The 25,755-nt window shown below is 35.4% G+C and carries 24 protein-coding genes; 9 read left to right on the forward strand and 15 right to left on the reverse strand.

All coding sequences use genetic code 11. The features are described from left to right. Positions 1-182 precede the first annotated feature (182 nt). On the forward strand, positions 183-713 hold the full coding sequence (locus tag IEV50_RS01625) for a DUF4251 domain-containing protein (RefSeq protein WP_188411508.1): 531 nt from the start codon (positions 183-185) through the stop codon (positions 711-713). Between the two features lie 122 nt (positions 714-835). Here IEV50_RS01625 and IEV50_RS01630 read toward each other — a convergent pair whose 3' ends face one another. The 13 genes from IEV50_RS01630 to IEV50_RS01690 form a co-directional block, all read right to left on the reverse strand. Continuing rightward, on the reverse strand, positions 836-1,939 hold the full coding sequence (locus IEV50_RS01630) for a glutaminyl-peptide cyclotransferase (RefSeq protein ID WP_188411509.1): 1,104 nt from the start codon (positions 1,937-1,939) through the stop codon (positions 836-838). Beyond that, positions 1,917-2,282, reverse strand: coding sequence for a YraN family protein (locus IEV50_RS01635; RefSeq protein ID WP_188411510.1), 366 nt, complete (start codon positions 2,280-2,282; stop codon positions 1,917-1,919). The genes IEV50_RS01630 and IEV50_RS01635 overlap by 23 nt, the downstream gene beginning before the upstream one ends. Continuing rightward, positions 2,283-4,256, reverse strand: a complete 1,974-nt coding sequence (gene dnaG / locus IEV50_RS01640; RefSeq protein WP_188411511.1) for a DNA primase — start codon at positions 4,254-4,256, stop codon at positions 2,283-2,285. It lies immediately after the preceding gene. A 50-nt stretch (positions 4,257-4,306) separates the two neighbouring features. Next, complete coding sequence (locus IEV50_RS01645; protein ID WP_188411512.1) at positions 4,307-4,966, reverse strand: SGNH/GDSL hydrolase family protein; 660 nt, start codon at positions 4,964-4,966, stop codon at positions 4,307-4,309. Positions 4,967-5,251: 285 nt separating this feature from the next. After that, positions 5,252-6,193 (reverse strand): hypothetical protein, encoded by a 942-nt coding sequence (locus tag IEV50_RS01650; protein ID WP_188411513.1) that lies wholly within the window; start codon positions 6,191-6,193, stop codon positions 5,252-5,254. Positions 6,194-6,313: 120 nt separating this feature from the next. Continuing rightward, on the reverse strand, positions 6,314-7,498 hold the full coding sequence (locus IEV50_RS01655) for a M20 metallopeptidase family protein (RefSeq protein WP_188411514.1): 1,185 nt from the start codon (positions 7,496-7,498) through the stop codon (positions 6,314-6,316). Next, positions 7,485-7,931: an SPOR domain-containing protein gene (locus IEV50_RS01660; RefSeq protein ID WP_188411515.1), complete on the reverse strand. Its 447-nt coding sequence runs from the start codon at positions 7,929-7,931 to the stop codon at positions 7,485-7,487. Before IEV50_RS01660 ends, IEV50_RS01655 begins: the two co-directional genes overlap by 14 nt. Positions 7,932-8,010: 79 nt before the next feature. Continuing rightward, positions 8,011-11,313, reverse strand: a complete 3,303-nt coding sequence (gene secA / locus IEV50_RS01665; protein WP_188411516.1) for a preprotein translocase subunit SecA — start codon at positions 11,311-11,313, stop codon at positions 8,011-8,013. A gap of 130 nt (positions 11,314-11,443) precedes the next feature. Continuing rightward, a complete protein-coding gene (locus IEV50_RS01670; protein WP_188411517.1) occupies positions 11,444-11,812 on the reverse strand; it encodes a hypothetical protein in 369 nt (122 codons plus the stop codon). Between the two features lie 61 nt (positions 11,813-11,873). Beyond that, the gene (locus tag IEV50_RS01675; protein WP_188411518.1) at positions 11,874-12,827 is read right to left on the reverse strand and encodes a Smr/MutS family protein; all 954 of its coding nucleotides are present in this window, start codon (positions 12,825-12,827) and stop codon (positions 11,874-11,876) included. Positions 12,828-13,001: 174 nt separating this feature from the next. After that, positions 13,002-14,588: a DUF1501 domain-containing protein gene (locus IEV50_RS01680; RefSeq protein ID WP_188411519.1), complete on the reverse strand. Its 1,587-nt coding sequence runs from the start codon at positions 14,586-14,588 to the stop codon at positions 13,002-13,004. Beyond that, positions 14,585-16,153 carry a DUF1800 domain-containing protein gene (locus IEV50_RS01685; RefSeq protein ID WP_188411520.1) on the reverse strand — a complete coding sequence of 523 codons (1,569 nt, stop codon included), beginning with the start codon at positions 16,151-16,153 and terminating at the stop codon, positions 14,585-14,587. Before IEV50_RS01685 ends, IEV50_RS01680 begins: the two co-directional genes overlap by 4 nt. A gap of 94 nt (positions 16,154-16,247) precedes the next feature. Then, a complete protein-coding gene (locus IEV50_RS01690) occupies positions 16,248-17,294 on the reverse strand; it encodes a 3-oxoacyl-ACP synthase III family protein (protein ID WP_188411521.1) in 1,047 nt (348 codons plus the stop codon). 123 nt (positions 17,295-17,417) lie between these two features. Between IEV50_RS01690 and IEV50_RS01695 the strand changes: the two genes are divergently transcribed. Together IEV50_RS01695 and IEV50_RS01700 are read left to right on the forward strand one after the other, a co-directional pair. Continuing rightward, on the forward strand, positions 17,418-17,699 hold the full coding sequence (locus IEV50_RS01695) for an ATP-dependent Clp protease adaptor ClpS (RefSeq protein WP_188411522.1): 282 nt from the start codon (positions 17,418-17,420) through the stop codon (positions 17,697-17,699). 1 nt (position 17,700) lies between these two features. Beyond that, complete coding sequence (locus IEV50_RS01700) at positions 17,701-18,738, forward strand: serine hydrolase domain-containing protein (RefSeq protein ID WP_188411523.1); 1,038 nt, start codon at positions 17,701-17,703, stop codon at positions 18,736-18,738. On the opposite strand, the gene IEV50_RS01705 is transcribed toward IEV50_RS01700, so the two are convergent. Continuing rightward, positions 18,727-19,326, reverse strand: a complete 600-nt coding sequence (locus IEV50_RS01705) for a thioredoxin family protein (RefSeq protein WP_188411524.1) — start codon at positions 19,324-19,326, stop codon at positions 18,727-18,729. The genes IEV50_RS01700 and IEV50_RS01705 overlap by 12 nt on opposite strands. A gap of 250 nt (positions 19,327-19,576) precedes the next feature. Beyond that, a complete protein-coding gene (gene rsmA, locus IEV50_RS01710) occupies positions 19,577-20,362 on the reverse strand; it encodes a 16S rRNA (adenine(1518)-N(6)/adenine(1519)-N(6))-dimethyltransferase RsmA (protein WP_188411525.1) in 786 nt (261 codons plus the stop codon). 157 nt (positions 20,363-20,519) lie between these two features. Between rsmA and pdxA the strand changes: the two genes are divergently transcribed. From pdxA to IEV50_RS01740, 6 genes are all read left to right on the forward strand, one after another. Then, a complete protein-coding gene (gene pdxA / locus IEV50_RS01715; RefSeq protein ID WP_188411526.1) occupies positions 20,520-21,599 on the forward strand; it encodes a 4-hydroxythreonine-4-phosphate dehydrogenase PdxA in 1,080 nt (359 codons plus the stop codon). Positions 21,600-21,893: 294 nt separating this feature from the next. Then, positions 21,894-22,730, forward strand: coding sequence for a sulfurtransferase (locus IEV50_RS01720; RefSeq protein WP_188411527.1), 837 nt, complete (start codon positions 21,894-21,896; stop codon positions 22,728-22,730). A 112-nt stretch (positions 22,731-22,842) separates the two neighbouring features. Beyond that, a complete protein-coding gene (locus IEV50_RS01725) occupies positions 22,843-23,376 on the forward strand; it encodes a YceD family protein (protein WP_188411528.1) in 534 nt (177 codons plus the stop codon). 11 nt (positions 23,377-23,387) lie between these two features. Then, a complete protein-coding gene (gene rpmF, locus IEV50_RS01730; RefSeq protein ID WP_025143959.1) occupies positions 23,388-23,579 on the forward strand; it encodes a 50S ribosomal protein L32 in 192 nt (63 codons plus the stop codon). Positions 23,580-23,680: 101 nt separating this feature from the next. Further along, complete coding sequence (gene plsX, locus IEV50_RS01735; RefSeq protein WP_188411529.1) at positions 23,681-24,619, forward strand: phosphate acyltransferase PlsX; 939 nt, start codon at positions 23,681-23,683, stop codon at positions 24,617-24,619. An 18-nt stretch (positions 24,620-24,637) separates the two neighbouring features. Then, complete coding sequence (locus IEV50_RS01740) at positions 24,638-25,633, forward strand: beta-ketoacyl-ACP synthase III (RefSeq protein ID WP_188411530.1); 996 nt, start codon at positions 24,638-24,640, stop codon at positions 25,631-25,633. Positions 25,634-25,755: the final 122 nt, after the last annotated feature.

A 25,755-nucleotide genomic window follows, 5' to 3' on the forward strand; every position in this document is an offset into this window, starting at 1 on the left:
TTTAAGGCGATTCGACAAGCTCAACGTGACAAGGTGCAAAGACAAATTGATTTATGAGAAAGCCTCTTTTTTAATGCTTTCGAATTGGTTATATTTATGTAGTTTTTTGAAAATTCAATTGAGTTTATGGAAATACCTAAACTTCTACATCTTTAAATTGTTAAACATTCAAAACAACACACATGAAACACACGAAATTAATTTTGAGCTTATTGTTTATGTTAACAATAACTCATGCATTTGCTCAAACGGATAAAGAAACCACTACAAAAATAGTTGCCGATAAAAATTATATTTTTACTGCTAATAATGCAATGCCTTTAGCTAATAATGATATAAGCAGAATAATGAGCAGTTTTCCTGGTGGCCAGGGCGGAAGCGGAACAATTAATTTATCGGGTTCTCAATATGATTTAAAAGTAACCAAAGATAGTATTGTTGCTTACTTACCGTATTACGGAAGAGCTTATTCAGCACCTTATAACCCAACCGATGGCGGAATTAAGTTTACATCAAAAAAGTTCACATACAAAGAATCGAAAAACAAAAAAGGCACCTATTCCATTAATATCAGCACAAACGATTTAAAAAAAGAAAACTACCAGCTTTACTTAAGCATATCGCAAAACGGTTATGCCTCACTAATGGTAAATAGTATAAATAAACAATCAATTAATTTTAATGGCCTTTTGGAAGAACCTAAGAAAAAATAACGAGGATTTAAGGATAAGGCAGGGTTTTTAGACTCGTCAAAACTGAAAGGTAAGCCAAAAATTAGCAGATTATTTTTTTAATCTATAATCTGCTAATCATTGCCTTATTCTAAGTTTGGCATTTATTTCTTTATAATCTTAATTTCAAAAATGTAGGGCCATTTTTTTCCTGTAACAAAAAGCCGCTTTCCGATTTTATCATAAGCAATCCCGTTTAAAACATTGTTTCCTTTATCCCAATCTGTTTTAAAATAATCTGAAGAAAATAAGCCTGTTAAATCAATCTTACCATCTATAGCGCCGGTTTCTGGATTAATAATCACAATAGTATTAGTTTGATAAATATTAGCATAGATTTTCCCTTGACTGCCGGGCATGCCAGAATCAATATATTCCAACTCATTTATATTATCTCTGGCAGCTTTATCATCGAAAACGTCAATAGAACCAGTTTTTTGATACGTATTTTTATCCATAAAATAGATGGTATTAGAGCCATCCGACGTGTAAATTTTCTGCCCGTCGAAGGTTAAGCCCCAACCCTCTCTTCCAACGGAATATGGCAATTTTGATAATAACTTAAAGGAATTTTTATCGTAAACAAAAGCTGTTTTTTCTTGCCACGTTAGTTGTAATATTTTGTCTCCTAATATAGTTATACCTTCACCAAAATATGCTGTATCTAACTTTACTTGTTGCAAAACCTTCCCAGTTTGAACATTTACTTTACGTAGATCCGACTTTCCCTTTTCACCCGTACCTTCATAGAAAAAACCATCGTGATACTCCAAACCTTCGACATAAGCGGATGTATCATGAGGAAATTTAGCAATAACTTTATAAGTATATAAATCGGGTGCTTTTGATGCAAAAATGATAATATTTGAAGTAATATCATCTGACTTTTCTCCTTGATATATTTTAGCTGTTAGCAGGTGATTTCCTAATTTCAATCCTAAAGTTTTAAGTTTTAAACCTAATGTGTCTTTTGCTATTGCAACTTTCGTCGAATCGATTAAGTAAACTACAGAATCAATTTTTCTATTTTTCGCGAAATCAATCTTTATATCAATATCATTTCCTGAAACAAGGCTTGACCCTGCCGAAGGATTAGTGAATGTGTTGTAACCTGCTGAAGGTTCATTTTTACAAGAACTTGCCAGGTTTATTGCAATAACAATAAAAAATAAAATTTTAAAATGTTTAATCTTCAGGCCAAAAAGCATCGTTAATATGGTTTAGAGTATAAGTATTATCTTTTTTAAATGTTATTGCAATGATATCAAAACGGATTTCATTCTGATGAGACATAATTTCAATATATTTTAGCGAAGCCAGTTCCATTTGTTTCTGCTTAGCTTTTTGCACAAATTCTTCTGGCCGACCAAAAGCAACTGAAGTTCTGCTTTTAACTTCTACAAAAATCATTACCCCGTTTTTGTAGGCGATTAAGTCTATTTCAGCTCTTCCATAAACCCAGTTTTCATCAAGAATTTCATATCCTTTTTCTTCCAGATATGCTTTCGCGATACGTTCACCTTTATGGCCTAAGTCGTTGTGAATAGCCATTTATTCCAAAATATTGATTCCTAAAAAGTCGGCAATAATTTTTTCAACTCTTTTGATATTAGAATATCTAACCATCAAATCTTCTTGTGCTGTAGGATCCTTTTCAGATTTCAATTCTGATAAAATACCTTTCTTAATTAACTCAATTTTATTTTTTTTAAGATGATAAATACCTCCTAATATGGTTTTCTTCAAATCCATGGTTTCATCTTTAACATAAATCAAATGTTTCTTTAACCAATTCTCGCTAAGCTGATATTTACTGGTAGAAAGCGTGATGGCCAATTCGGAAATCTCTCTGTCAGGATTTTGAATAAAGTCTTTTTCGGTAGGCAAGTAACCCTTTTCTGCTTTATCCCAATAGTGTTTAATAATTTTATCATGAAGGCTTCTTTTAAAAACAACATCAGAAAGATTTTGTAAAATAAATGAACCAATATATAAATTTTCATTCTGATCCCAACTTACCATTATGTTTCCGTAAGCAAGCATTAGTCTAAGAATCTCTTGCTCTTGAGGCTCATCTTCATTAACTGCATTTTGTTCTGCCAAACCCGCATTATCGTCCCATAAATCATCAGGCGGACCAAGTGGATCGGTTGAGCCTGACAAATAAGGATTGTTATTTGAAGTACTGGCTCTTTGATTGCTTTCAAACGACTTCTTACTCTTCGCTGAGCGCATTTTATTTAACTCAGAAAGTAAAATCTTTTCTTCTATTTCCAGCAAACTACTACACTCTCTAATAAAAACCGAAGCTTTAATTTGGTCCGGAATTTTTGCAATACTTTCTACAATATCCCGAATTATACCTGCCCGTTTTATTGGGTCATCACCTGCATCCTTAAGCAATACATTTGCCTTATAGAGAATGAAATCTTTTCGATTATTTTCTAAATACGTTTTAAATGCACCTGCACCAACATGATGCATGTACGAATCCGGATCATGTCCATCCGGGAAGGAAACGATTTTAACATTTAGTCCTTCTTCAAGAATCATATCCAAACCACGGAGTGATGCCTTGATACCTGCAGCATCACCATCAAATAGAATGGTTACATTTTGTGTAAAACGACCAATAAGTTTAATTTGCTCAACAGTTAAAGAAGTACCAGAAGAAGCGACAACGTTTTCTATTCCTGCCTGATGCACGGAAAGTACATCAGCATAACCTTCGGCTAAATAACAGTTATCTAAATCGCGAATAGCCTTTTTTGCATGAAACAAACCATAAAGCACATTAGATTTATGGTAAATTTCACTTTCTGGCGAGTTAACATATTTTGGAACGTTTTTATCTGTTTTTAATGTGCGTCCACCGAAACCAATAACTCTACCCGTAAAATTATGAATTGGGAACATAACACGACCGCGAAAACGATCGTAAATTTTTCCGTTATCGTTTTTTATTGATAAACCCGTTTGCTCTAAAAACTCTAATTTATGACCAGAATTAATGGCATTTTGAGTCATTGCATCCCAAACATCGGGCGAATAACCGACTTCAAACTTTTTTAAAATATCCTCTCTAAACCCACGCTCCTTAAAGTAGCTTAGCCCTATCCCCCTTCCTTCATCAGTTTCCCAAAGTTGTTTTACAAAAAATGCAGCTGCAAATTGAGAAACAATGTACAAGCTCTCCTTTGCATTTTGAGCTTCGGTATCCTGAGGGGTAAGTTCAGTTTCCTCAACCTCTATATTGTATTTATTGGCTAAAAATTTTAATGCTTCCGGGTAGTTATACTTTTCATGGTCCATTATAAAACGAACCGAATCGCCACCTTTACCGCAACCAAAGCATTTATAAATACCTTTAGTAACTGATACGTGAAAAGATGGTGTTTTTTCGCCATGAAAAGGACAATTCCCAATTAAACTAGTTCCGCGTTTTTTTAAGTGTACAAAATCCCCTACCACCTCCTCAATACGGGCGGTATCCATTATCTTATCTATTGTTTCGCGGTTTATCAAAATAGTATTAAGTAGTTGGTATAAAGTATCAAGACAGATCCACTCTTTGGCTATTTTACCAATGGAAATAATTGGTCTGCAACCAGTTTATTGCCGGTTTCATTTAAGTGAACTCTATCTACGGTTAAAATTCCTTTTTCTTTATCTTCGGGATTGTTTTTTGCTTCGTATTCTGCAAATATTTTTCTTAAATCACAAACGGGTAAATTATTCTTGGCAGCTAATTGCCTTATACCTTCGGCGTATTTATTCAAATCTGCATCAAGTTCGTTTGTACCATCCCTTTTTTCTCCAACCACAGAAGGTGTTACTAAAACAACTTTGCTTCCAACACCCTGAATCTTATTAATTAAAGCCTGATAAAATTTTAAATATTTATCATAATCGGTTCCTGTGTGCGATGATTGTTTGTGCCATACATCATTAATACCGACATAAATTACCACTAAATCTGGTTTTTTATTTAGTACATCATCTTCTAGGCGTAAATACAAATCATATATTTTATTTCCACCAATTCCAGCGCCCATTACCGTATATTTGGTTGAGTCTAAAGATCTTTTTATTAATGTAACATAGCCTTTCGCCGATACACCCTGTTGAGTAATAGAATCGCCAAAAAAGATAATTCGTTTCGGTTTAAATGTCATTGAGGTTAAAAATAGTATACAAACTGAAAAAAATAAGGTGATTTTTAATGTGGTTCTCATAGTATTTATTTTATATTAGTTTTCTTAAAATCTAAATCCTGGAAATCAAAACTGAAATCCTTAAAGGGAGATAAAGCTTTCTCTATTGACAACATTAGAGATGCTTAAAGTTTGTTCCACAACACTTCATATTTGTTTTAAAGTTAAAATCTGTGCATATAAAGCATTAACTAAAAATAAAATATAAAGAAATAATATTCTAACTTTTTATCAAAAGTTAGAATGCATTTTTATCAACTGTCTTGATTGTTAAAGATAATAAATCTTTTTATCCGATAGATATTACTATTTAGCCTTTTCCTGCTTATAATCTTTATGAAGAATCAAGAAACTAGCTCGTTCCTCTTTTTTAAATGGATAATCCCAGTTGCCTTGATAAGTGATTTTTGTTGGCAGTTTATCTTCACCGAAGTAACCCATTTCAATATTCATTTGAACATCAAAATCAAAAAGCATGTTGCTGTATTTCATATCAACATAGCGACCTAAAATATTGAAGTTTCGCTTATCAAAGATGGTAACCAAATCCTTTATCATAAGACCGTCTTTAGTCCAGCTGCTTAAATCTGGTTTAACAGAAACTTTGAAACGGTAAACCGGAATCGAATCGAGATAAGTTCCGCTTGTGAAAGCATAATCATAATACTGACGCATATTTGCAGAGAAAATCTCTGTTTTGCTTCCAATAAAAGGAACTTTAACTGGGCGACCAGGATTAAAAATAAGCGTTTTTAATTTATTTTTATAACTTTCATTTGTACCACCTTTACCATCTTCTGCAGGGGCATTCGGTACGAAATCGGTATTGTAAGCATTCATAAAAATGTAATCGAACATTTCTACTGTATAAAGTTGGTACTTACCATTCTTCTTATACATCTTTCCTTCATCTTCTTTAACAAGGTATTCCATTTTATAAGGGCCGCTGTTGTTATGCTTTATCTTTCGATAAATCTTTCCATCAACTTTGTTGTTCTTATCGTAACTGTAAATGCGGTTTTCAGCAATAAATGTATATCTCTTCATATCCCGGAAAGCCTGATAAAAAGACGTATCATTCATTACCGCTTTAATAAAAGTTTCAACGTTTAACCGCTCAGCTTTAATGTTTACGGTCGAATCTAAAGTGATTGTTTTAACTGTATCAGGATTGAATCTATCGATAACCTGGCTATAGCTTTGTAGGAAAAAAAGCGATAAGGTTATTAAAAAAAGTAATTTTTTCATGTATTGGCTATATGTTCAAAAATGATGCCCTTTTAAAATATGTAAGAGGTAAAAGGGATTAAAGATAATTAAGATGGAAAATTCAGGCTCCATCTTACATTATTACATTTTACATCTTAATTAATTTCCCAGTTGTTTAACAGCAATGTAAGCCATTAATCCTGTAGACAATTTAAGTGCATCTTCATCGATGTCGAATTTCGGTGTATGAACGGAATAGGTTGTCTCTTTTGCAATGTTACCTGTTCCTAAGCGATAGAAGCATGCATCTGTAACTTGCGAGTAAAAAGAGAAATCTTCTGCCGCCATCCAGATATCCAAATCGATTACATTTTCTTTACCTAAAAAGTCTTCAGCGAAACTTCTTGCGTTGGCAGTCAATTTTTCCTCGTTAATCAAAAAAGGATAACCTCTATGAATATCAAAATCGCAGCTTCCACCCATACTTTCAGCCATTCCTTCAGCCATTTTTTTCATACGAATGTGTGCTTCATTTCTCCAGTTTTCATCTAAAGTTCTAAAAGTTCCTTCAATTTTAACCTCGTTAGGGATGATATTTGTTGCTCCGTTAGCAATTACTTTTCCGAAAGATAAAACTGATGGTAAACGAGGATCAGCATTACGACTAACAATTTGTTGTAAGGCGATAATAATGTGCGATGCGATAACAACAGGATCAATATTTTGATGTGGCTGTGCGCCATGACCACCTTTACCAGTTACTGTAACGTACAATTCATCAGTTGAGGCCATGTAAATTCCTGAACGAAAACCAACTTTACCCGCATCAATCAACGGCATAACATGCTGCCCAACGATAGCCTGAGGTTTAGGATTTTCCAAAACTCCTTCTTTTATCATTATACTAGCACCACCAGGTAATAATTCTTCAGCAGGCTGAAAAATTAATTTAATAGTTCCACCAAAATCATCTTTCAATTGATTTAAAATATAAGCAGTTCCTAACAAAGAAGAAGTGTGAACATCATGACCGCAAGCATGCATTACGCCATGATTTTTTGAACGATAAGGTTTATCATTTGCCTCATTTATTGGCAAAGCATCCATGTCAGCTCTTAAAGCGATAACATTTCCTGATGGTAAATTTCCTTTAATTAACCCAACTACACCCGTATTTGCACAATCGGTAAATTCAATTCCCCATTTTGCAAGTTTATCTTTAATGTATAAGGAAGTTTCAAATTCTTTAAAAGATAACTCGGGATTTGCATGTATATGACGACGGTAACCTACAACATCATTAAAAATGCTTTCGGCTAAGTCTTTAATTTTATCTTTGATCATCAGTGGTTGTATCTAAAGTTGGTGCATTAATTTTTTCCCTAAAAATAAATAAAGTCGGGAAGGTAGGTCTAAGCTCACTCATTAAGCGTTGCGCTTCTAACCGCGTACGGAAATCACCAACACGTAAATAATAATTAGGTTCCTTGTAAATAATGTAAGTATTAATTTTGGGGTAACTTCCTTTAAAACGTGATTGCTGGTTAAAAATTTCTCTTCTATCTGAACCGTAAAAAACCTGTACCCGATATCCATAATCAGATACAACCGGTTTATTTGGCTTCGTAGTTACATCGCCACCGGTTCTGTAAACTTCAATTCGTTTGGCAATTAAACTATCTATCATTGGATCCTTAATAACCGTAACCTCGCCCTTTTGAGCAAAAGAAGAAGTATAAACAGCTAGAAAGAAAAATATAGTATAAATTATTTTCATGGTAGTAAAGTCCGACTAAGCTAGAAACAAGAATGCCGAACTTCTTGCAAAATTCGGCATTCTTTATGGGTTGTGCAAATTACAAATTCGCTCCGTGGCAGTTTTTGTATTTCTTACCGCTACCGCATGGACAAGGTTCGTTACGACCAACTGTTGCTTCCTTACGAATTGGTTGTTGAGGAACAGCCTCGCGGGTATCCCCGAATTCAATTCCTGGTTCCTCACGACCAAACTCTTGTTTAGTGGTTTGTAACTTAGGTTGTTTTTTCGGAGCTGGTGCCTCTTTAACATCTTCAGGTTCTTGCTGAACCGGAATACCACCTTTATACAAGAAACTTACAACTTCTTTATTAACTGCGGTAAGCATATTTTTAAATAAGTTAAAGGCTTCCATTTTATAAATTACCAATGGATCTTTTTGTTCGTAAACCGCATTTTGAACAGATTGCTTTAAATCGTCCATTTCACGTAAATGCTCTTTCCAGCTATCATCTATTAAAGCAAGAACAATTGTTTTTTCGAATGAACGAACAACTTCTTTTCCTTTATTATCAATTGCTTTCTTTAAATCAACCGCAACCTGAATGCCTCGAATGCCATCTGTAAAAGGAACAACTATTTGTTCGATATGCTCACCACGTTCTTCGTAAACCTGGGTTAAAACAGGTAAAGATTGTTGAATAATAGCTTCTGATTTACGAGCATAAAATGTTTCAGCTTCTTCAAATAACCTTTCTGTTAATTGTGCAGCATTTGTTGAAGAAAATTCCTTTTCCGTAATTGCAGTATCTAAAGAGAAGTTTTTAATCACTTCAAGCTTGAAACCATCGTAATTTGATTCTTGTTTATATTCGCTAACGATATCTTCAGCTACATCGTAAACCATGTTGTTCATATCAACATCTAAACGTTCGCCAAACAAAGCGTTTTTACGTTTAGCATAGATAACAGTACGTTGAGAGTTCATCACATCATCATACTCCAATAATCGTTTACGAATACCAAAGTTATTTTCTTCTACTTTTTTCTGAGCACGCTCAATAGATTTGGTAATCATCGAATGTTGAATTACCTCGCCATCTTCTATACCCATCCGAACCATAATGCTTGAGATTCTTTCAGAACCAAAAAGACGCATTAAGTTATCTTCTAATGAAACGAAGAATTGCGATGAACCTGGATCGCCCTGACGACCAGCACGACCACGTAACTGCCTGTCGACACGACGAGATTCATGACGCTCGGTACCAACGATGGCTAAACCACCAGCATCTTTAACCCCTGCTCCTAATTTAATATCCGTACCACGACCAGCCATATTGGTTGCAATGGTAACCTGACCTGCCTGACCAGCTTCAGCAACAATATCTGCCTCTTTCTGGTGCATTTTAGCATTTAATACATTGTGTTTAATTCCGCGAAGTTTAAGCATACGACTTAATAATTCGGAAATCTCAACTGACGTTGTACCAACCAATACAGGTCTTCCAGCTTCGGTTAATTTTACAATTTCATCAGCAACGGCGTTGTATTTTTCACGAACTGTGCGATATACGTAATCCTGATCGTCTTTTCTTGAAATATCTCTATTTGTAGGAATTTCAACCACGTCTAATTTATAGATAGACCAAAACTCTCCAGCTTCAGTAGTTGCAGTACCCGTCATACCGCAAAGTTTGTGGTACATACGAAAATAATTTTGCAGGGTTACCGTAGCGTAAGTTTGAGTTGCATCTTCAACTTTTACATTTTCTTTTGCTTCAATTGCCTGGTGTAAACCATCAGAATAACGACGGCCATCCATAATACGACCAGTTTGCTCATCAACAATTTTAATTTTACCCTCATCAATGATGTATTCTACATCAATTTCGAACAAAGTATAAGCTTTTAACAATTGGTTAACCGAGTGAATACGTTCTGCTTTAACAGAATAATCACGCATTAAAGCATCTTTAGTGATAACCTTTTCTTCTAAAGGCAAATCAGACTTCTCTAAATCTGCAACTTCAGTACCTACATCAGGCAAAACGAAGAAATGAGGATCTTCACCCGATTGAGTGATTAATTCAATTCCCTTCTCTGTTAATTCAACCTGATTATTTTTTTCGTCGATATAGAAGAATAATTCAGAATCTACCTTTGGCATATTCTTAGATTGGTCTGCCATGTAGTGATTCTCTGCTTTTAACAACAAACCACGAACACCGCTTTCACTTAAGAACTTAATTAAAGCTTTATTTTTTGGTAAACCACGGTAAGCACGTAATAATGCTAAACCCCCTTCGCCTTCTTCTGTACCAGTATTACCAGCATTGATTAATTTTTTAGCTTCGTTTAAAGCTGAAGATACGTATGCTTTTTGAGCGTTAACCAAACGCTCAATGCGTGGTTTTAACTCATAAAACTCGTGTTCATCGCCACGAGGTATTGGACCAGAAATAATTAAAGGTGTACGAGCATCATCAATTAAAACCGAATCGACCTCATCAACCATTGCGAAATGCAATTTACGTTGTACCAACTGATCAGGCGTTTGCGACATATTGTCACGCAGGTAATCAAACCCGAATTCATTGTTTGTACCATAAGTTATATCCGCGGCATAAGCTTTTCTTCTTTCTTCAGAGTTTGGCTCATGTTTATCTATACAATCAACACTAATTCCATGGAATTCGAATAATGGACCATTCCATTCACTATCACGACGTGCTAGATAATCATTCACAGTTACAATATGAACACCCTGACCAGCAAGTGCATTTAAATAAGCAGGCAAGGTACTTACTAAAGTTTTGCCCTCACCGGTAGCCATTTCGGCAATTTTACCGCTGTGTAAAACAATTCCACCAATTAACTGCACATCGTAGTGAACCATGTTCCATACCACTTCTGTACCAGCAGCATCCCAGCGGTTTGCCCATTGTGCTTTATCGCCAACAATTTTAACATTGCTTTTTCTTGCCGCGTAATCTCTATCGAATTGTGTTGCCGTAACTTCAAGAAATTCGTTTTCGCTTAAACGACGAGAAGTTTCTTTAACTACCGCAAAAGCTTCTGGAAGAATTTCCAACAGCACTTTTTCCAGTTCTGTATCACGATCTTTTCCTAAAGCATCTACTTGATCATAAATTGCCGTCTTTTGGTGAAGATCTAAATCATCGCCATCAGCCTCAGCTTTCAAAGCTGAAATTTTACCATCAATATCAGATAAAAAAGTAGAAATTTTACCTTTAAATTCTATTGTTTTAGAACGCAATTCATCATTACTTATTGAAGATAACTTTGCGTATTCTTCATTTATTTTAACAACCAGCGGCTGGATGCTCTTAATATCTCTCTCTGATTTACTTCCGAAAACCTTAGCTAAAAATCCTAACATTATATTTTAAATCGTATTTATTATAAAAATGAGTGTGTTGCAACAACTAAGCCATTGTCTGGCTTAAGTCAGTTTGGCAGTTGTTGGTATAAATGGAGCAGAAAATCTTTTAAAGATTTTAAAAAGAGAATTAAGGACTGTTATTTTTTGGTTTTTTTCTTATAATTAAATCAGTAATCAACTGATTTACACTTATATATTCCAAAACCTTATATGGAGTTTGGGTTCCTATTAATGCAAGACTGGTATAAGATAACAAATAAGGATTGTGGTGTTCGTTGGGTTGAACAGAATCTTTATCAGTTGTATTAGCACTAATTTTATGCTCACTGCAATATTCATTTAATATTCTAAGCCCTTCAACACGCTCGGCTTTTGCCAAATGTGTTAAGCTAAAAAATACAAGAGATATGGTAACCAGGTGTTTCATTAATAGCGGCAAAGCTAGTTTTAATCTTTTATAAAAAGAAATTACATTATCGCAAAAAGTGTACCTCAATTTTTAATATTGTTGATAGGACTACTAATGCTAACTTATCTAAATCGATGCCTATCACTCATCATTTAAAAACCACTTCGGTTGCACCGTAACCAAACTTTTCTTTTCTCGCGTCCATGTACGTTTTAACATGAGGGTTTTTGCTAATCAGCTTGTGAATTTTATCTCTTAAAGTTCCATTGCCTGAGCCGTGAATAAAAATCATCTTATCAAAATGGTGAACAATCGCAGCATCTAATGCATTTTGAAAATGCGACAATTGAATTTGTATCATTTCATCAGCTTCTAAAAAGTGATGGTCGTCTCGAAGTTTTTCTATATGCAAATCAATCTCTTTTAACGGAACATCAACAGTTTTCTTTTCTGCAGGAGATTTAAAAAAGCTTTCTTTTAATTTTTGAGCATCTATTTTCACTAAAGGAAGTTCATCCAAACGGATTAACCAGCCTTTATTTTTCAATTGAGGCAATTCCTTTTGTTCTATAGAAAAATCTTTTGCCCTGAATTTTTTCTTTATTACTAATGGTTCTGCAGGTTTAACATCAGCTTTGCTGAATAGCAAAACCTGAAAAGTAAATTCTGGCCAAATATCTAAATCGGCTATTGATGCAGAATAAATCAGTTTCGATTGATAAGCTTCTAAAATCCCATAAAAAGAACCGCTGTATTTTTCTTTACGTTCGGAAGTTAAAGTTGTCAAAAGCACATTCGCCGATTGATTTTGCAAATGAAAGTGCACTACATTTCCAGCTTTATCATCTGTTGCCACTGCGAGGTAAATACCATTTTCTAACGTACTTATACTTGCTACATTAACCTGAATAGGTTTTGGCTTATCAATTTCTTCGGCAACAACGCCATGCCCATGAACAGAAGTTAAATTACTCATTGCTACAGGAATTTCAAAACCATCTTCGTCAGTTACACCCAAAGTTTGTGCATCAATAACTTTAGTAACATATCCTTCACGTTTTTCATCAACAAAACGCACAAAATCACCCAGCTTAAATTTCATTTTAAAAATATTGATTGGAGAACTTATATCATGAATTCGAAATGTCATCCTGAACCTGTCGAAGCACCTGTAAAACTTTTTTAAAGCGTTTCGACAAGTTCAACGTGACAAGATCCAATGATAAATCGATTATGATTCAGCCTCTTCGTTTAAGCGAAGGTACCTATTTTTAGATTAGGCTACGATGAGCATATTTCGAACCTGTTGCAACTCGCCATTTTGTAGGCGAGCATAATACACTCCTGGCGCATACCGTTGATTTTCGAAATTAATATTGTAAGTGCCTTCGTCCTTAACAGCATCAACCACTGTTGTCATTAATCTGCCCATCGTATTATAAATCTGAATTAAAACATGGCCGCCTTTTGAAGAGTATTTTATGGTTGTAGAAGTTGTAAAAGGATTTGGATAATTTGAAATTAAACTTTCTCCGCTTAAGTGATTTGCTTGTGCCAAACTTGTCGACATGCAATTTGTACCTGCCTGAATAAGTGGTAGTGATTGAAAATCTTTAAGCATTACGCCCGATAAAGTTGCTTTATCCACACAAAACCATTTCTCTAACAAAGTGGCATAAACCGATCTGAAATCATATTGCATGGGGATGTTATCGTTGACAGATGTTGTGGCAGATATTGTTGGATTTTTTCCCAAAACACCACCTTGAATGGCATCGCCAAAAACTATTAGCGGAGCCGCAGCTCCATGATCTGTTCCGTTACTGGCATTTGATTTTATGCGTCGGCCGAATTCGGAGAAAGTCATTCCGGCAACTCTTTTTGATGCACCAAGTCCTTTTAAATCATCCATAAAAGCTTTAATGGCATCACTAACTTTTTGAAGCAAAACCGCATGCGTACCTGTTTCGTTTGCACCTGTGTTTACTTGCGAAGCATGGGTATCAAAAGAGCCAATGTTAACCATATAAAGTCTGGTTTTTAAACCTCCACCAACTAACCTGGCAACAACTTTTAATTGATCTGCTAATGAATTATTAGTTGGATAAGTGCCTTGCTTAGTTACTTTACCAGCTGCAGTTTTTATCACCGAAGCGTACTGTTGCGTTTGTTGTGCAACCTGCCTAACATAGGTTAATTCTTTACCAGCATTGGTATTTGGAGCAGGAGATTGTATGCCATTTATAAGATTGTAAAAATTAACCGGATCGGAAATTGCCATACCCATATTTACCGATGGGCCTTGAAAAGCCGGCGATATAAAAGACCCGATTTGAATCGCCAATGGATCTGGCATAACCGTATTCGGATAACCTATCGGGAAATTTGTGTATTCTTCTGCCAAATATCTTCCCACCCAACCGCTATCTACAACCTGGTCAGAATCTGATGCAGAAAGCCAAATATCAGTAGCCCTAAAATGACTGAAGTTAGGTTGCGGATAACCAACCGATTGTACAACCTGAACTTTCCCATCATCATATAAACCTGCTAAACCCGACATAGCCGGGTGTATGCCCGTATTGTAACCTGAAAGCTTAATTATTTTATTTTTTGGAAGAATTATATTTGGACGAGCTAAAGTCAGATTATCATATTGATCTAATGGAAGAATCATGTTCAAACCATCATTTCCACCGTTTAGTTGAATAATTACCAAAACATGATCTGTTTCCTGGTTTGCAGCTGTTATTGCAGATAATAAGCTTGATGCACCAAAAGCCTTTAATGAAAAACCACCCAGTAATGAAGGAATTACCACACCTGCTGGCATTGCCTTAGTTAAAAAGTCACGCCTTTTCATGATAACTGATATTCTTCAAGGTTCATAATGTATTTATAAAACTCTTGTAATCGGGTTTGCACGATGGTGGTTTTCATGGTTGTTGGTGCAGCTTTATAATCCAACCAGGCGGTTGTCCAATAGTTATCCGTAACCTGATTGCTTAAAAGAATGCTTTTCAAAAACTTTTTAACCTCTGCACTTACATCAATTGTGTACAAATGAGCAATAGCTTCATCAACCAAAACATTTGGGTCTTCTGGTTTAGTAAATTTTGCCGTATAAGCTATTGGATCGATTACTATTTTCTTGCCATTTCTGGTATAACCTGTGCTGATAAATCTATCGGTAAAAATGTTTCGTTTGGGTAGTGTATCTGAATTAATCCATAATTCGTAATATTGCGGAACCTGATAATACGCAGGCCAACCAGAAACATTGGGCGGATCGCCCAGGTTTTGCTGTAAGTTCGATGCCGTACTTCTTAAATAATCACTCATGTAATATACATTCACATAATCAGAAGCATCCGGAAAAACGATTTCGAATTCTCTGGCCAATCCAACTACAAAATCTACTGGCGATTTAATACTACAAGAACGATTTTGCGGCAGAAAGAAATGGCTACTGGTGAGTAAGGCCTTTAAAACAGGCTTAATTTCATAGTTTGAATTTCGGAAAATTTCTGCCAGTGGCGTAATAATATTTGATTCAACATCTGAAGTTATTTCGTAATACACAAAGAAACGGTACAGTCTCCTACAAATATATTTACTCATTTCAACCTGATTAAAAATCATATCGAGCAAATCATCAACCTCTTTAGCACCATCAACACCTGTTCTGCCTTTAATTAATTTGCTGCCATAAAATGATGAAAATTGTTTGTCGGTAGCATCATGCCTATTGGCATCAAAAACTGTATTTATTGCTACACCATCTAACTTATAACCTGTTAATAATCGGGCAGCAGCCTTTACATCTGCTTCTGTGTATTTAGAATCAGGGCCTTTACCAACCGTGAAAAGTTCTTGTAATTCTCTGCTGTAATTTTCATCAGGGGCCGATTTTGTACTTGCATAACCATTTAAATAACGAACCATTGCCGGATCGATGGTTACCTGCTTAACTAAAGTTTTAAAATTACCGAAGGCTAAACTGCGAAGTAAATTATTGTGTTTGTAAATGTATCGAGCATCATCAACTGTATCGGCCTCTGTGGCAAAATGATTGTGCCAAAAAAGCGTCATTTTCTCTCTTAAAGAGATCGGTTGATTAAGCATTTGAGTAACCCACCAAGATTTAAAAGAAGCAACACGACGACTATTGGCAGTTCCATCGGTATAAATTGCATTTACCCAGGTTTGTCCTGCCGGAACATTTGCATCGGTGTAACCGGCATCGTTATAATTATTTATTGGAGGATTCGGAATTGGCAAATCCTTTAAAAGCAAATCGACAACCTGAATTACCGATTGACCCACAAGTGTATTGATATCATTTCTTTTGGCACCAAATAAAGTGCGCTTTAGTAAATGATTTAGTTCTTTTGACCCGAAATTTCCTGAGTAAACGTCTATTGCCATAAAATAACTGTAGGTAGGAATAAAACTAAGTATTATCTTACTGAATTTCAGTTATTTTACACGAAATGTCAAAATTTAGTTACGAAACGGCAAATTACCAGCGTATTAACGCACTTGCCCAGGTAAAACCCGAACCGAAGGCAGCTAAACAAACCAAATCGCCGTCTTTTATCTTACCTTGTTCCCATGCTTCGCATAGAGCGATAGGAACCGATGCAGCCGTCGTATTGCCATATTTTTGGATGTTATTGAATACTTGATCATCCTTTAAACCAAGCAATTGCTGTACATATTGGCTGATTCTCAAATTTGCCTGATGCGGCACCAACATATCTATATCTTTTTCTGTTAAATTATTTGCAGCCAAAGCTTCTTTTATTACTTCGGGGAATTTTACAACTGCTTTTTTAAAAACCGATGGCCCATCCATATAAGGTAATGCGGCACCACTTGCTAAAATTTCGGGCGTCATAAACAAACCACCTAATTCCTGATCTGGAAAGGAAGGTTTATCTTTCATCCATTTATTTGCATGAGAACCAGGATAGTACATGGCCAATATTTCGGCATCAGCACCATCGCTATGCAAATGCGTACTCAAAATGCCTTTGCCAGGTTCATCAGTTGGTTGTAAAACCACAGCTCCGGCTCCATCACCAAAAATTACAGATACGTTTCTGCTTCGGGTTTCAAAATCCATTGCGAAGGAGTGTTTTTCGCTACCAACAACCAAAACGTTTTTATACATGCCAGTTTTAACAAACTGATCTGCCACAGATAATGCATAAACAAAGCCTGAACATTGATTGCGAATATCCAATGCACCAATTTCGCCCATACCCATTTCGCGTTGCAATAAAACACCACAACCCGGGAAATAATAATCAGGACTCAAAGTTGCAAACACAATAAAATCAACATCTTTAGCTGTTATTCCTGCTCGTTCTATCGCGATTTTTGAAGCTTCGATACCCATTGTTGTAGTGGTTTCTTCATATCTATCTGCAAATCGACGTTCTTTTATTCCGGTGCGTTCCTGAATCCATTCATCGCTGGTTTCCATAAAGCGACTTAAATCATTATTGGTATATACATTTTTAGGAACGTAATATCCGATTCCTGCGATTTTGGATTGGTGCATGTTAATATTATATTTTGGTTAAACAAAGTTAATCATTTATTGGCGAAGGTATTATTATTCACTATGGAACAAAATCTTGATACTTGATACTAAATACTTGATACTAATGTTTATTTTTGCGCCATGTCTACAGAAACCAAAGAAGAGACCTTTACGCTCGAAGAAATTTTAACTTCACTAAAAACCGTACATCGACTTATTTTGTGGAATGATGATGTAAATACTTTTGAACATGTTATATATTGTATGATGAAGTATTTGGATTATAACGAATCTCAGTCAGAAAAAATTGCCTGGAAAGTTCATAATGAAGGTAAGTGCCCGGTTTTGGAAGGTTCATTTACCGAAATGGAAGTTTATAGAAAAATTTTACAACAAGAAGGTTTAACTGTTACTGTTGATTAGAATGCAACGAGTTATTTGTTTTTTGATTTTCTCCTTTATTGTTCAGAAAACAAACGCACAATCATTTGCTGATAAATTATTGGCAGATTCAAGTATAACCGGCTTACAAATCAATTATTCTAAAAAAGGAAAAATCACGGCTATTAATGCTGGTTTTTCAGATAGTGAAACCAAACAAAAAGTTTCATCAAAAACTATTTTTCAAGCGGCTTCTTTAAGCAAGGTTGTTTTAGCTTACATCTGCCTCGAATTGGCTAATAAAAAACAAATCGATTTAGATAAACCCCTAATTTCTTATTACGATTATCCGAGATTAAAAAACGATTCTGCGGCTAAAAAGATTACCGCAAGAATGGTTTTAATGCACACGAGTGGATTACCAAACTGGACAGAAAATCCATTGAAGAAATCATGGGCAACATCAGCGCTGAGCACCAGTTTTGAGCCCGGCAACCATTGGAAATATTCAGGCGAAGGGTTTGTTTTTCTCCAATTGGTAATTCAAAATATATTAAAGAAGGATTTACAGCAAATTGCAGATGAGATGGTATTTAAGCCATTAGCGATGAATAACTCTTCGTTCATCTGGAAGGATGAATTTGAATCTGTTGCCGCTCTTGGACATGATGATAAATCAGAACAAACACAGCAAATGCCCTTCTTTTTACCAAATGCAGCTTTTTCACTTTTAACAACGGCTTCCGATTACCAGACTTTTTTGAACGCTTTTTACCATAAATTTTTACCTAAAATAATTTCAGATTCAGTTTCTATTTATGATACAAAAGAACCTAAATCTTCAGCAAAAAGTTTATTTTGGGGCTTGGGCATGGGCATCCAAGAAAATGAGTTAGGAAAAATGCTTTGGCACTGGGGTGATAATGGCGATTTTCAAAGTTTTTTTATGATCGACCCTCGAAAAGATGAAATATTAGTATGTTTTACAAACAGCGCCAACGGGTTAAAAATTATGAAGCCAGTGCTATCTCATTTCTTTGGAACAACAAACTGGCCCGCAGCAAGTTGGTTAGGCAATTAAGCCCTTCAAAAGCTGATTAAATTCTGCTTGTGTAGTTTGCGTTTTATCTTTTGCATACCAACCGTGAAGTTTTTCTGATAAAATTGTCATTTCGGTAGTTTCTTTACGCCACTCTTTTAAAAGCTCTTGCAAAACTTGTGGTCGTGGCGCCCAAGTTGCCAGTACATGATCTGCAGTTTCATTAAGAATGATTAAAACAGGAATTGCTCTACCGCCATTGGTTAAGTGCGCATCAATTAAAGGCAAATTTTTATCGCGAAGGACGAATTTTAAATCAATTTTACCTAAAGATGCCATTGCAATTTTGTTAAACACCGGGACTATTTGTGCGGCATCACCACACCAACCTTCGGTAATTACTAAAAATTTATAATTTTCTTTAAGATGATTAACAGTTGATGTTAATTCATCGGTTAAGTTAACCGTCTTATCAACACGACTCATTCTTTGCACATTCATTTTAGTATAATGCAAATCGTAAGTTACATCACCCGTGGCCTTTCCCTCTAACAGAAGTTTATCTATCAAGGCACGATATGTTAAATAATCCATTCCTTGACCGCTGAAAATTTCGCTGTAATTAACCATGATATTTCCTAAAATTATAGTACAAAGTAAAGTAGAAAATCAACAAAAATAATCATTAGTTTGCAAGAAATATATCAAGGAAAATAATTAACTATCAATGGGTAAATTAAACTTTAGTCTGTATTTTTTTTGCAGATTTTATTGGTTCCTAAACCCGATTGAAATGGAAAGCCCGCAGCATAGCGAGGACTTAAAATGTAAAGCGGGGCCGCTGTAACCTAAACGTTCAGAAACCTGCTTTTCAAAAAATTTAAATTATTGCTAAAGAACTCACATGTTTTGTCAATTCTACAAAATCATCAACAGTTAATTGTTCTGCTCTTTTTTCAAAATAAATGTGGTTATCCATTTTATCTCTTGGCATAACTGCCGAAAGCGCATTTCGCAATGTTTTTCTTCTTTGATTAAAGCCAGCCTTTACCACACGCCAAAACAATTTTTCATCGCAATCTAAAGCCTCAACATCGTTTCTGGTTAAACGAATAATTGCAGAATGAACTTTAGGTGGCGGATTAAAAGTGCCAGGTTTTACGGTAAAAAGGTATTCGATTTTATAATATGCTTGCAGAAATACACTTAAAATACCATACTCCTTTGTGCCAGCAGGTGAAGCGCAACGCTGTGCCACTTCCTTTTGAAACATCCCCACCATTTCTACAACCTTATTACGGTTATCTAAAATTTTAAATAAAATTTGCGATGAAATGTTATACGGGAAATTACCGATGATGGCAAACTTATCTGGAAAAATATCATCGAAATTCATCTTTAGAAAATCGCCATTTATCAATTTATCGCCAAGCTGCGGATACTTTTCATTCAGAAAATGGAATGATTCTGTGTCAATATCAATAAGATAAGTTTGTAAATCTTCTCGTTGCAACAAAAAATCAGATAAAATTCCCATTCCCGGCCCTACTTCTAAAACTTGATTATACTTATCAGTACTTATCAAACTTTCTACAATTCGTTTGGCAATGCCTTTATCGGTTAAAAAATGCTGACCTAAATGTTTCTTCGCTTTTACTAAACTCATACCCTAATCCCGAAAAAACAGGACTTTTAAATTTAAATTATACGGCAAAGATAGGCTTAATATTCCTTTGCAAATAGCTTAGTGTTCTTTGCGGTTTCATTTTTTTTAAAGTCTTTAAACGAAAATCTGTAATTTGCGCTAAAATTTCCCGGTAATTATGAGTAATAAACTTAAAATTGGTATCAGTATAGGCGATGTGAACGGCATTGGTTTAGAGGTAATTATAAAAACATTATCAAATCCTGCTATTTTAAATTATTGTACACCAATTGTTTATGGCCATACTAAAGTTTCGTCTTTCCACCGAAAAGCAAATAACCTTGGCGACTTCAGTTTCAATGTAGTAAGCAATGCTGCACAAGCGCAGCCGAAAAAAGCAAATATGATTAATTGCTGGGAAGAAGATGTTAAAATAGAACTTGGCCAGGTTACCGAAACAGGCGGAAAATATGCGCTTTTATCTTTAGAAAGAGCAACAGCAGACTTAATAGCTGGAGATATTGATGCTTTAGTTACGGCTCCAATTAATAAACACAACATTCAATCAGAAACATTTTCTTTTCCTGGTCATACCGAATATTTGCAAGAAAAAAGTGGAAGCAAAGATGTACTGATGTTTTTAATCAGCGAAAACTTGCGTGTTGGTGTAGTTACCGGACATATTCCGGTTTCATCAGTTGCATCATCAATAACCAAAGAAAAAATTCTAAATAAAATTAAGCTTATTAACGAAAGCTTAAAGAAAGATTTTTGGATTGAGAAACCAAAAATAGCTGTTTTAGGCTTAAATCCGCATGCTAGTGATAACGGTTTATTAGGTACTGAAGAAGCAGAAATTATTACACCTGCTATTCAGGAAGCTTATGATAAAGGCATCATGTGCTTTGGCCCATATCCTGCAGATGGTTTTTTTGGGAACGGTAGCTACAAAAAATTCGATGCTGTATTGGCCATGTACCACGATCAAGGTTTAATTCCTTTCAAAACATTGGCTTTCCACAATGGGGTTAATTATACTGCAGGATTAAATTTCGTTCGCACCTCTCCCGATCATGGAACTGGTTACGATATTGCAGGAAAAGATTTGGCCGATTCTACATCATTTACCGAAGCGTTATTTTCTGCTATACACATCGTAAAAAACCGTAGAGAACAGGAAGAAATGCTAAGCAACCAATTACGCGGAGGTGGTAAAGTGGTAGAAACACAATTCGACATTAAGGATGATGCTTCATAAGGGTGAAGGCTGAGGGCGTGAAGGTTTGAGGTAAAACATAAAGATAGTATTCTTAAAATACTTTTTTGTAAAGCAGGGTTCGGTTTTTTATCGGTTCCAAAAGCCTTGCTTTTCCGGCTCGTCCGGCAGGTGGGCGTTCCAATCTTTTTCAAACCAATAAGGTTTTAAAAACCTTATTGGTTTTATCAAAAGTATTTCCACTTGTAGGTTTATTTTTGTTAAAGTTTTGCATTAAACTTAATTTCTAAATTAAATGATTTCAGTAGTATTGAAAACAATAAAATTTATAAAGACATGTCATTATCACCAATTATAAAGCCAGAAGAGTTAACCTGGCTAAATCAGGATGAAGAAATTGTTATTGTAGATGCCAGTGCCGGCTCGAAAGCAAGATATGATGCACAACATTTAGTCGGAGCATTATTTGCAGATGTGAACGAAGACCTAGCCAATATTGGAGACTTTGCAATAGGCGGGCGACACCCATTGCCAACTTTCGAACAATTTTCAAACGTTTTACAGAAGCTTGGAATTACAAAAGATTCTCGCGTAATTGTTTATGATGATAAAAGCGGTAGTAATGCGGCTGCAAGATTATGGTGGATGCTGAAATCAATTGGCCACAAAAAAGTTCAGGTAATTGACGGTGGATTTCAGGCAGCAATTAAATCAGGCTTCCCCGCATCAAACAAAATTGAAATACCAAGATCTGTAGAAAAATATGAAGCAAGCGTTTGGAATTTGCCTCTAGCAAACATTAACGAAGTTGAAAAAGTTGCTAAAACAGATGACTTCATTGTTATCGATGTTCGTGATGCAAACCGTTTTTCAGGATTAACAGAACCTATTGATTTAATTTCGGGGCATATTCCTGGTGCAACTAATATTCCTTTTACCGAAAATCTTGATGCTGACGGCCACTTTTTAAACCCAGAGGTTTTGAAAGAAAAATACACTTCTGCTTTAGACAAAGTTATGCCTGAAAATACGATTGTACATTGTGGCTCAGGCATTACAGCTTGCCATACGCTATTGGCAATGGATTATGCAGGCTTGCCTATTCCCAAACTGTATGTTGGGTCATGGAGTGAGTGGAGCAGAAATAATAAGGAAATGATTTTAAAAAGTTAGATCTATAAGATCTTGAAAGCTTTCAAGCTTTTTAAACGACAACAATTTTAAAAAAACATTTTTTATATAACTATTTTATCCATACATTTGCAGGCTAAAATTTTATAGTACTTTGAACCCGTTAAAACAATTTTCAGTACCGTTTACTGGATTAAAACTAGGAAGCCATCAGTTTGAATATGAACTAGATGACACCTTTTTTAATGCTTTTGAGTATTCGTTAATTAAAAGCGGTAATTTAAAAGTTGACCTGGAACTTGAGAAACAAGAAACCATGTTGCTTTTAAAATTTAAAGTTATTGGCAACGTAAATTTAGATTGTGATAAATGCTTATCTGAATTTCCTTTACCAATTAATTTGTACGAAAGACAAATTGTAAAATTTGCAGGTGATGATTTAGAAAGCGATGATGATGAAATTATCTCGTTAAGCAGAAAAGAAACCGCCATTGATATAGCTGGGCCTTTGTACGAAATGATTAACGTAGCTGTACCATACATCAAAAACTGTGAGCAAGCTGGTAAAGATTGCGATAAGGAAATGATCGAGAGATTGGAACAATTATCAATTGATAAGCAAGCTGAAGAAAACGAACAAAATAGCGACCCACGTTGGGAAGCACTTAATAAGTTAAAAAATAATTAGATTATACACCAATGGCACATCCAAAACGGAAAATCTCGAAACAGAGAAAAAATAAAAGAAGAACGCACTATAAAGCAGTAACTCCTTCTTTAGCAACATGCTCAGCAACAGGTGCTATCCACGTACCTCACCGTGCTTACAACGTTGATGGTAACCTATACTATAACGGTAAATTGGTTATCGAAAATACTCAAATCGGGTAATTTTCTTAAAAAATTGTTTGTGTTTTCAGCGGCTTTAGTCATACCTTAGTCAACTGAAAATTTTAGGATTAACCTAGAACTAACACAGACAGATTTTTTCTATGAAAATAGGCCTCGACATAATGGGTGGAGACTATGCTCCTAAAGCAATTGTTTTAGGAGCAATAGCAGCCCATCAATCGCTAAAAGCCGGAGAACACCTAGTTCTTATCGGCGACAGCGAGCAGATTAAACCGATTCTTGCTGAAAAGGGTTTTAATCCGGATCATTTTGAATACGTTCATACTGATGAGGTAATTGGTATGGGCGAACACCCCACCAAAGCAATCATTCAAAAACCTAAATCGAGCATTGCAGTTGGCTTTAACCTTTTAAAAGAAGGCAAACTCGATTCTTTCGCAAGCGCAGGTAATTCAGGCGCAATGTTGGTTGGTGCAGTTTTTAGCGTTAAAACTATTCCAGGCATTATCCGCCCATGCTTATGTACAATTCTTCCGAAAATTAAAGGCGGCACAGGCTTACTGCTTGATGTTGGCGCAAACGCAGATTGTAAACCAGATATTCTTTTGCAATTTGGCGTTTTAGGCAGTTTATATGCAGAAAATCTTTGGCAAATAAATAACCCTAAAGTTGCGTTATTAAATATAGGCGAAGAAGATGAGAAAGGAAACATGCTTAGTATGGCTACTTTCCCGCTAATGAAAGATACCAATCTATTCAACTTTGTAGGTAATGTAGAAGGAAGAGACTTATTTAACGATAAAGCTGATGTTATTGTTTGCGATGGTTTCACCGGAAATATTGTGCTTAAATTGGCCGAATCATTTTATGTACTTACCGTTAAAAAAGGAATGAAAGACGAGTTTTTCGATCGTTTTAATTACGAGCAATATGGAGGAAGCCCGGTTTTAGGTGTTAATGCTCCTGTTGTTATTGGGCATGGAATCTCTAGTCCTCTTGCTGTAAAAAACATGGTGCTTCAATCCAGAGAAATGATAACAACCGGTTTGGTAGAAAAAATTAGAATGGCATTTAAATAATTTATTAAAATTTTTAAAATGAGTAAAATTCACGCTGCTATTACAGCAGTAAATGGTTATGTCCCCGACTATGTGCTTACAAACGCAGAGTTAGAAACCATGGTTGAAACTTCTGATGAATGGATAACCAGCAGAACAGGAATTAAGGAACGTAGAATTTTAAAAGGAGAAGGCTTAGGTACATCAGATATGGCGGTTCATGCTGTAAACGGATTACTAAAAAAGAGAGGTATTGATGCAAAGGAAATTGAATTAATTATTTTTTGCACCACTACACCTGATTTTACTTTCCCAGCAACAGCAAACGTTTTAGCAGACAAAATTGGCGCAATAAATGCATGGGGTTATGATTTACAAGCAGCCTGTTCAGGGTTTATTTTTGGATTGTCTACTGGTGCTTCTTTCATAGAATCGGGCAAACATAAAAAAGTATTGGTTGTTGGTGGCGATAAAATGTCCTCCATTATTAATTACGAAGATAGAACAACATGCATTATTTTTGGTGATGGTTGTGGTTGTGCATTGCTCGAACCAAATGAAGAAGGTTTGGGTATTATGGATTCGATTCTAAGAACAGATGGTTCAGGAAGAAATTTCTTAGGCATGAAAGCTGGTGGCTCTGTTATTCCAGCTACACACGAAAGTATTAATGCAAAACTGCATTACGCACATCAGGAAGGACCAACAGTATTTAAATTTGCTGTAACTAACATGGCTGATGTTGCCGCAGAAATTATGGAGCGTAACGGCTTAACTGCTGATGATGTTGCATGGTTGGTTCCGCACCAGGCAAATAAACGCATTATTGATGCTACTGCAAACCGTATGGGCGTTACTACCGATAAGGTAATGATTAATATAGAGCGTTATGGCAACACAACAAACGGAACTATTCCTTTATGCTTATGGGAATGGGAAAGTAAACTGAGAAAAGGTGATAATATTGTATTAGCAGCTTTTGGCGGTGGCTTTACCTGGGGTTCTATTTACCTTAAGTGGGCGTACAATAGTTAGTTGGTTGTTTAGTTTTCTAGTTCATTAGTGTTTATAAAGTTAAATATCAAACATTGTCGACTAAACAACGAACACCCAGAAACTAAACAACTATAAATAAAACAAAAAAAGTATAACTTAGT

Origin of the sequence: Pedobacter mendelii, from assembly GCF_014635725.1 — a bacterium.
Lineage (GTDB): Bacteria > Bacteroidota > Bacteroidia > Sphingobacteriales > Sphingobacteriaceae > Pedobacter > Pedobacter mendelii.

Bases quoted from the DNA above. Each gene is read 5' to 3' on its own strand.
- IEV50_RS01625 (WP_188411508.1), top strand. From the start codon at position 183: ATGAAACACACGAAATTAATTTTGAGCTTATTGTTTATGTTAACAATA.
- IEV50_RS01630 (WP_188411509.1), bottom strand. From the start codon at position 1,939: ATGCTTTTTGGCCTGAAGATTAAACATTTTAAAATTTTATTTTTTATT.
- IEV50_RS01635 (WP_188411510.1), bottom strand. From the start codon at position 2,282: ATGGCTATTCACAACGACTTAGGCCATAAAGGTGAACGTATCGCGAAA.
- IEV50_RS01645 (WP_188411512.1), bottom strand. From the start codon at position 4,966: ATGAGAACCACATTAAAAATCACCTTATTTTTTTCAGTTTGTATACTA.
- IEV50_RS01650 (WP_188411513.1), bottom strand. From the start codon at position 6,193: ATGAAAAAATTACTTTTTTTAATAACCTTATCGCTTTTTTTCCTACAA.
- IEV50_RS01655 (WP_188411514.1), bottom strand. From the start codon at position 7,498: ATGATCAAAGATAAAATTAAAGACTTAGCCGAAAGCATTTTTAATGAT.
- IEV50_RS01660 (WP_188411515.1), bottom strand. From the start codon at position 7,931: ATGAAAATAATTTATACTATATTTTTCTTTCTAGCTGTTTATACTTCT.
- secA (WP_188411516.1), bottom strand. From the start codon at position 11,313: ATGTTAGGATTTTTAGCTAAGGTTTTCGGAAGTAAATCAGAGAGAGAT.
- IEV50_RS01675 (WP_188411518.1), bottom strand. From the start codon at position 12,827: ATGAAATTTAAGCTGGGTGATTTTGTGCGTTTTGTTGATGAAAAACGT.
- IEV50_RS01680 (WP_188411519.1), bottom strand. From the start codon at position 14,588: ATGAAAAGGCGTGACTTTTTAACTAAGGCAATGCCAGCAGGTGTGGTA.
- IEV50_RS01685 (WP_188411520.1), bottom strand. From the start codon at position 16,153: ATGGCAATAGACGTTTACTCAGGAAATTTCGGGTCAAAAGAACTAAAT.
- IEV50_RS01690 (WP_188411521.1), bottom strand. From the start codon at position 17,294: ATGCACCAATCCAAAATCGCAGGAATCGGATATTACGTTCCTAAAAAT.
- IEV50_RS01695 (WP_188411522.1), top strand. From the start codon at position 17,418: ATGTCTACAGAAACCAAAGAAGAGACCTTTACGCTCGAAGAAATTTTA.
- IEV50_RS01700 (WP_188411523.1), top strand. From the start codon at position 17,701: ATGCAACGAGTTATTTGTTTTTTGATTTTCTCCTTTATTGTTCAGAAA.
- IEV50_RS01705 (WP_188411524.1), bottom strand. From the start codon at position 19,326: ATGGTTAATTACAGCGAAATTTTCAGCGGTCAAGGAATGGATTATTTA.
- rsmA (WP_188411525.1), bottom strand. From the start codon at position 20,362: ATGAGTTTAGTAAAAGCGAAGAAACATTTAGGTCAGCATTTTTTAACC.
- pdxA (WP_188411526.1), top strand. From the start codon at position 20,520: ATGAGTAATAAACTTAAAATTGGTATCAGTATAGGCGATGTGAACGGC.
- IEV50_RS01720 (WP_188411527.1), top strand. From the start codon at position 21,894: ATGTCATTATCACCAATTATAAAGCCAGAAGAGTTAACCTGGCTAAAT.
- rpmF (WP_025143959.1), top strand. From the start codon at position 23,388: ATGGCACATCCAAAACGGAAAATCTCGAAACAGAGAAAAAATAAAAGA.
- plsX (WP_188411529.1), top strand. From the start codon at position 23,681: ATGAAAATAGGCCTCGACATAATGGGTGGAGACTATGCTCCTAAAGCA.
- IEV50_RS01740 (WP_188411530.1), top strand. From the start codon at position 24,638: ATGAGTAAAATTCACGCTGCTATTACAGCAGTAAATGGTTATGTCCCC.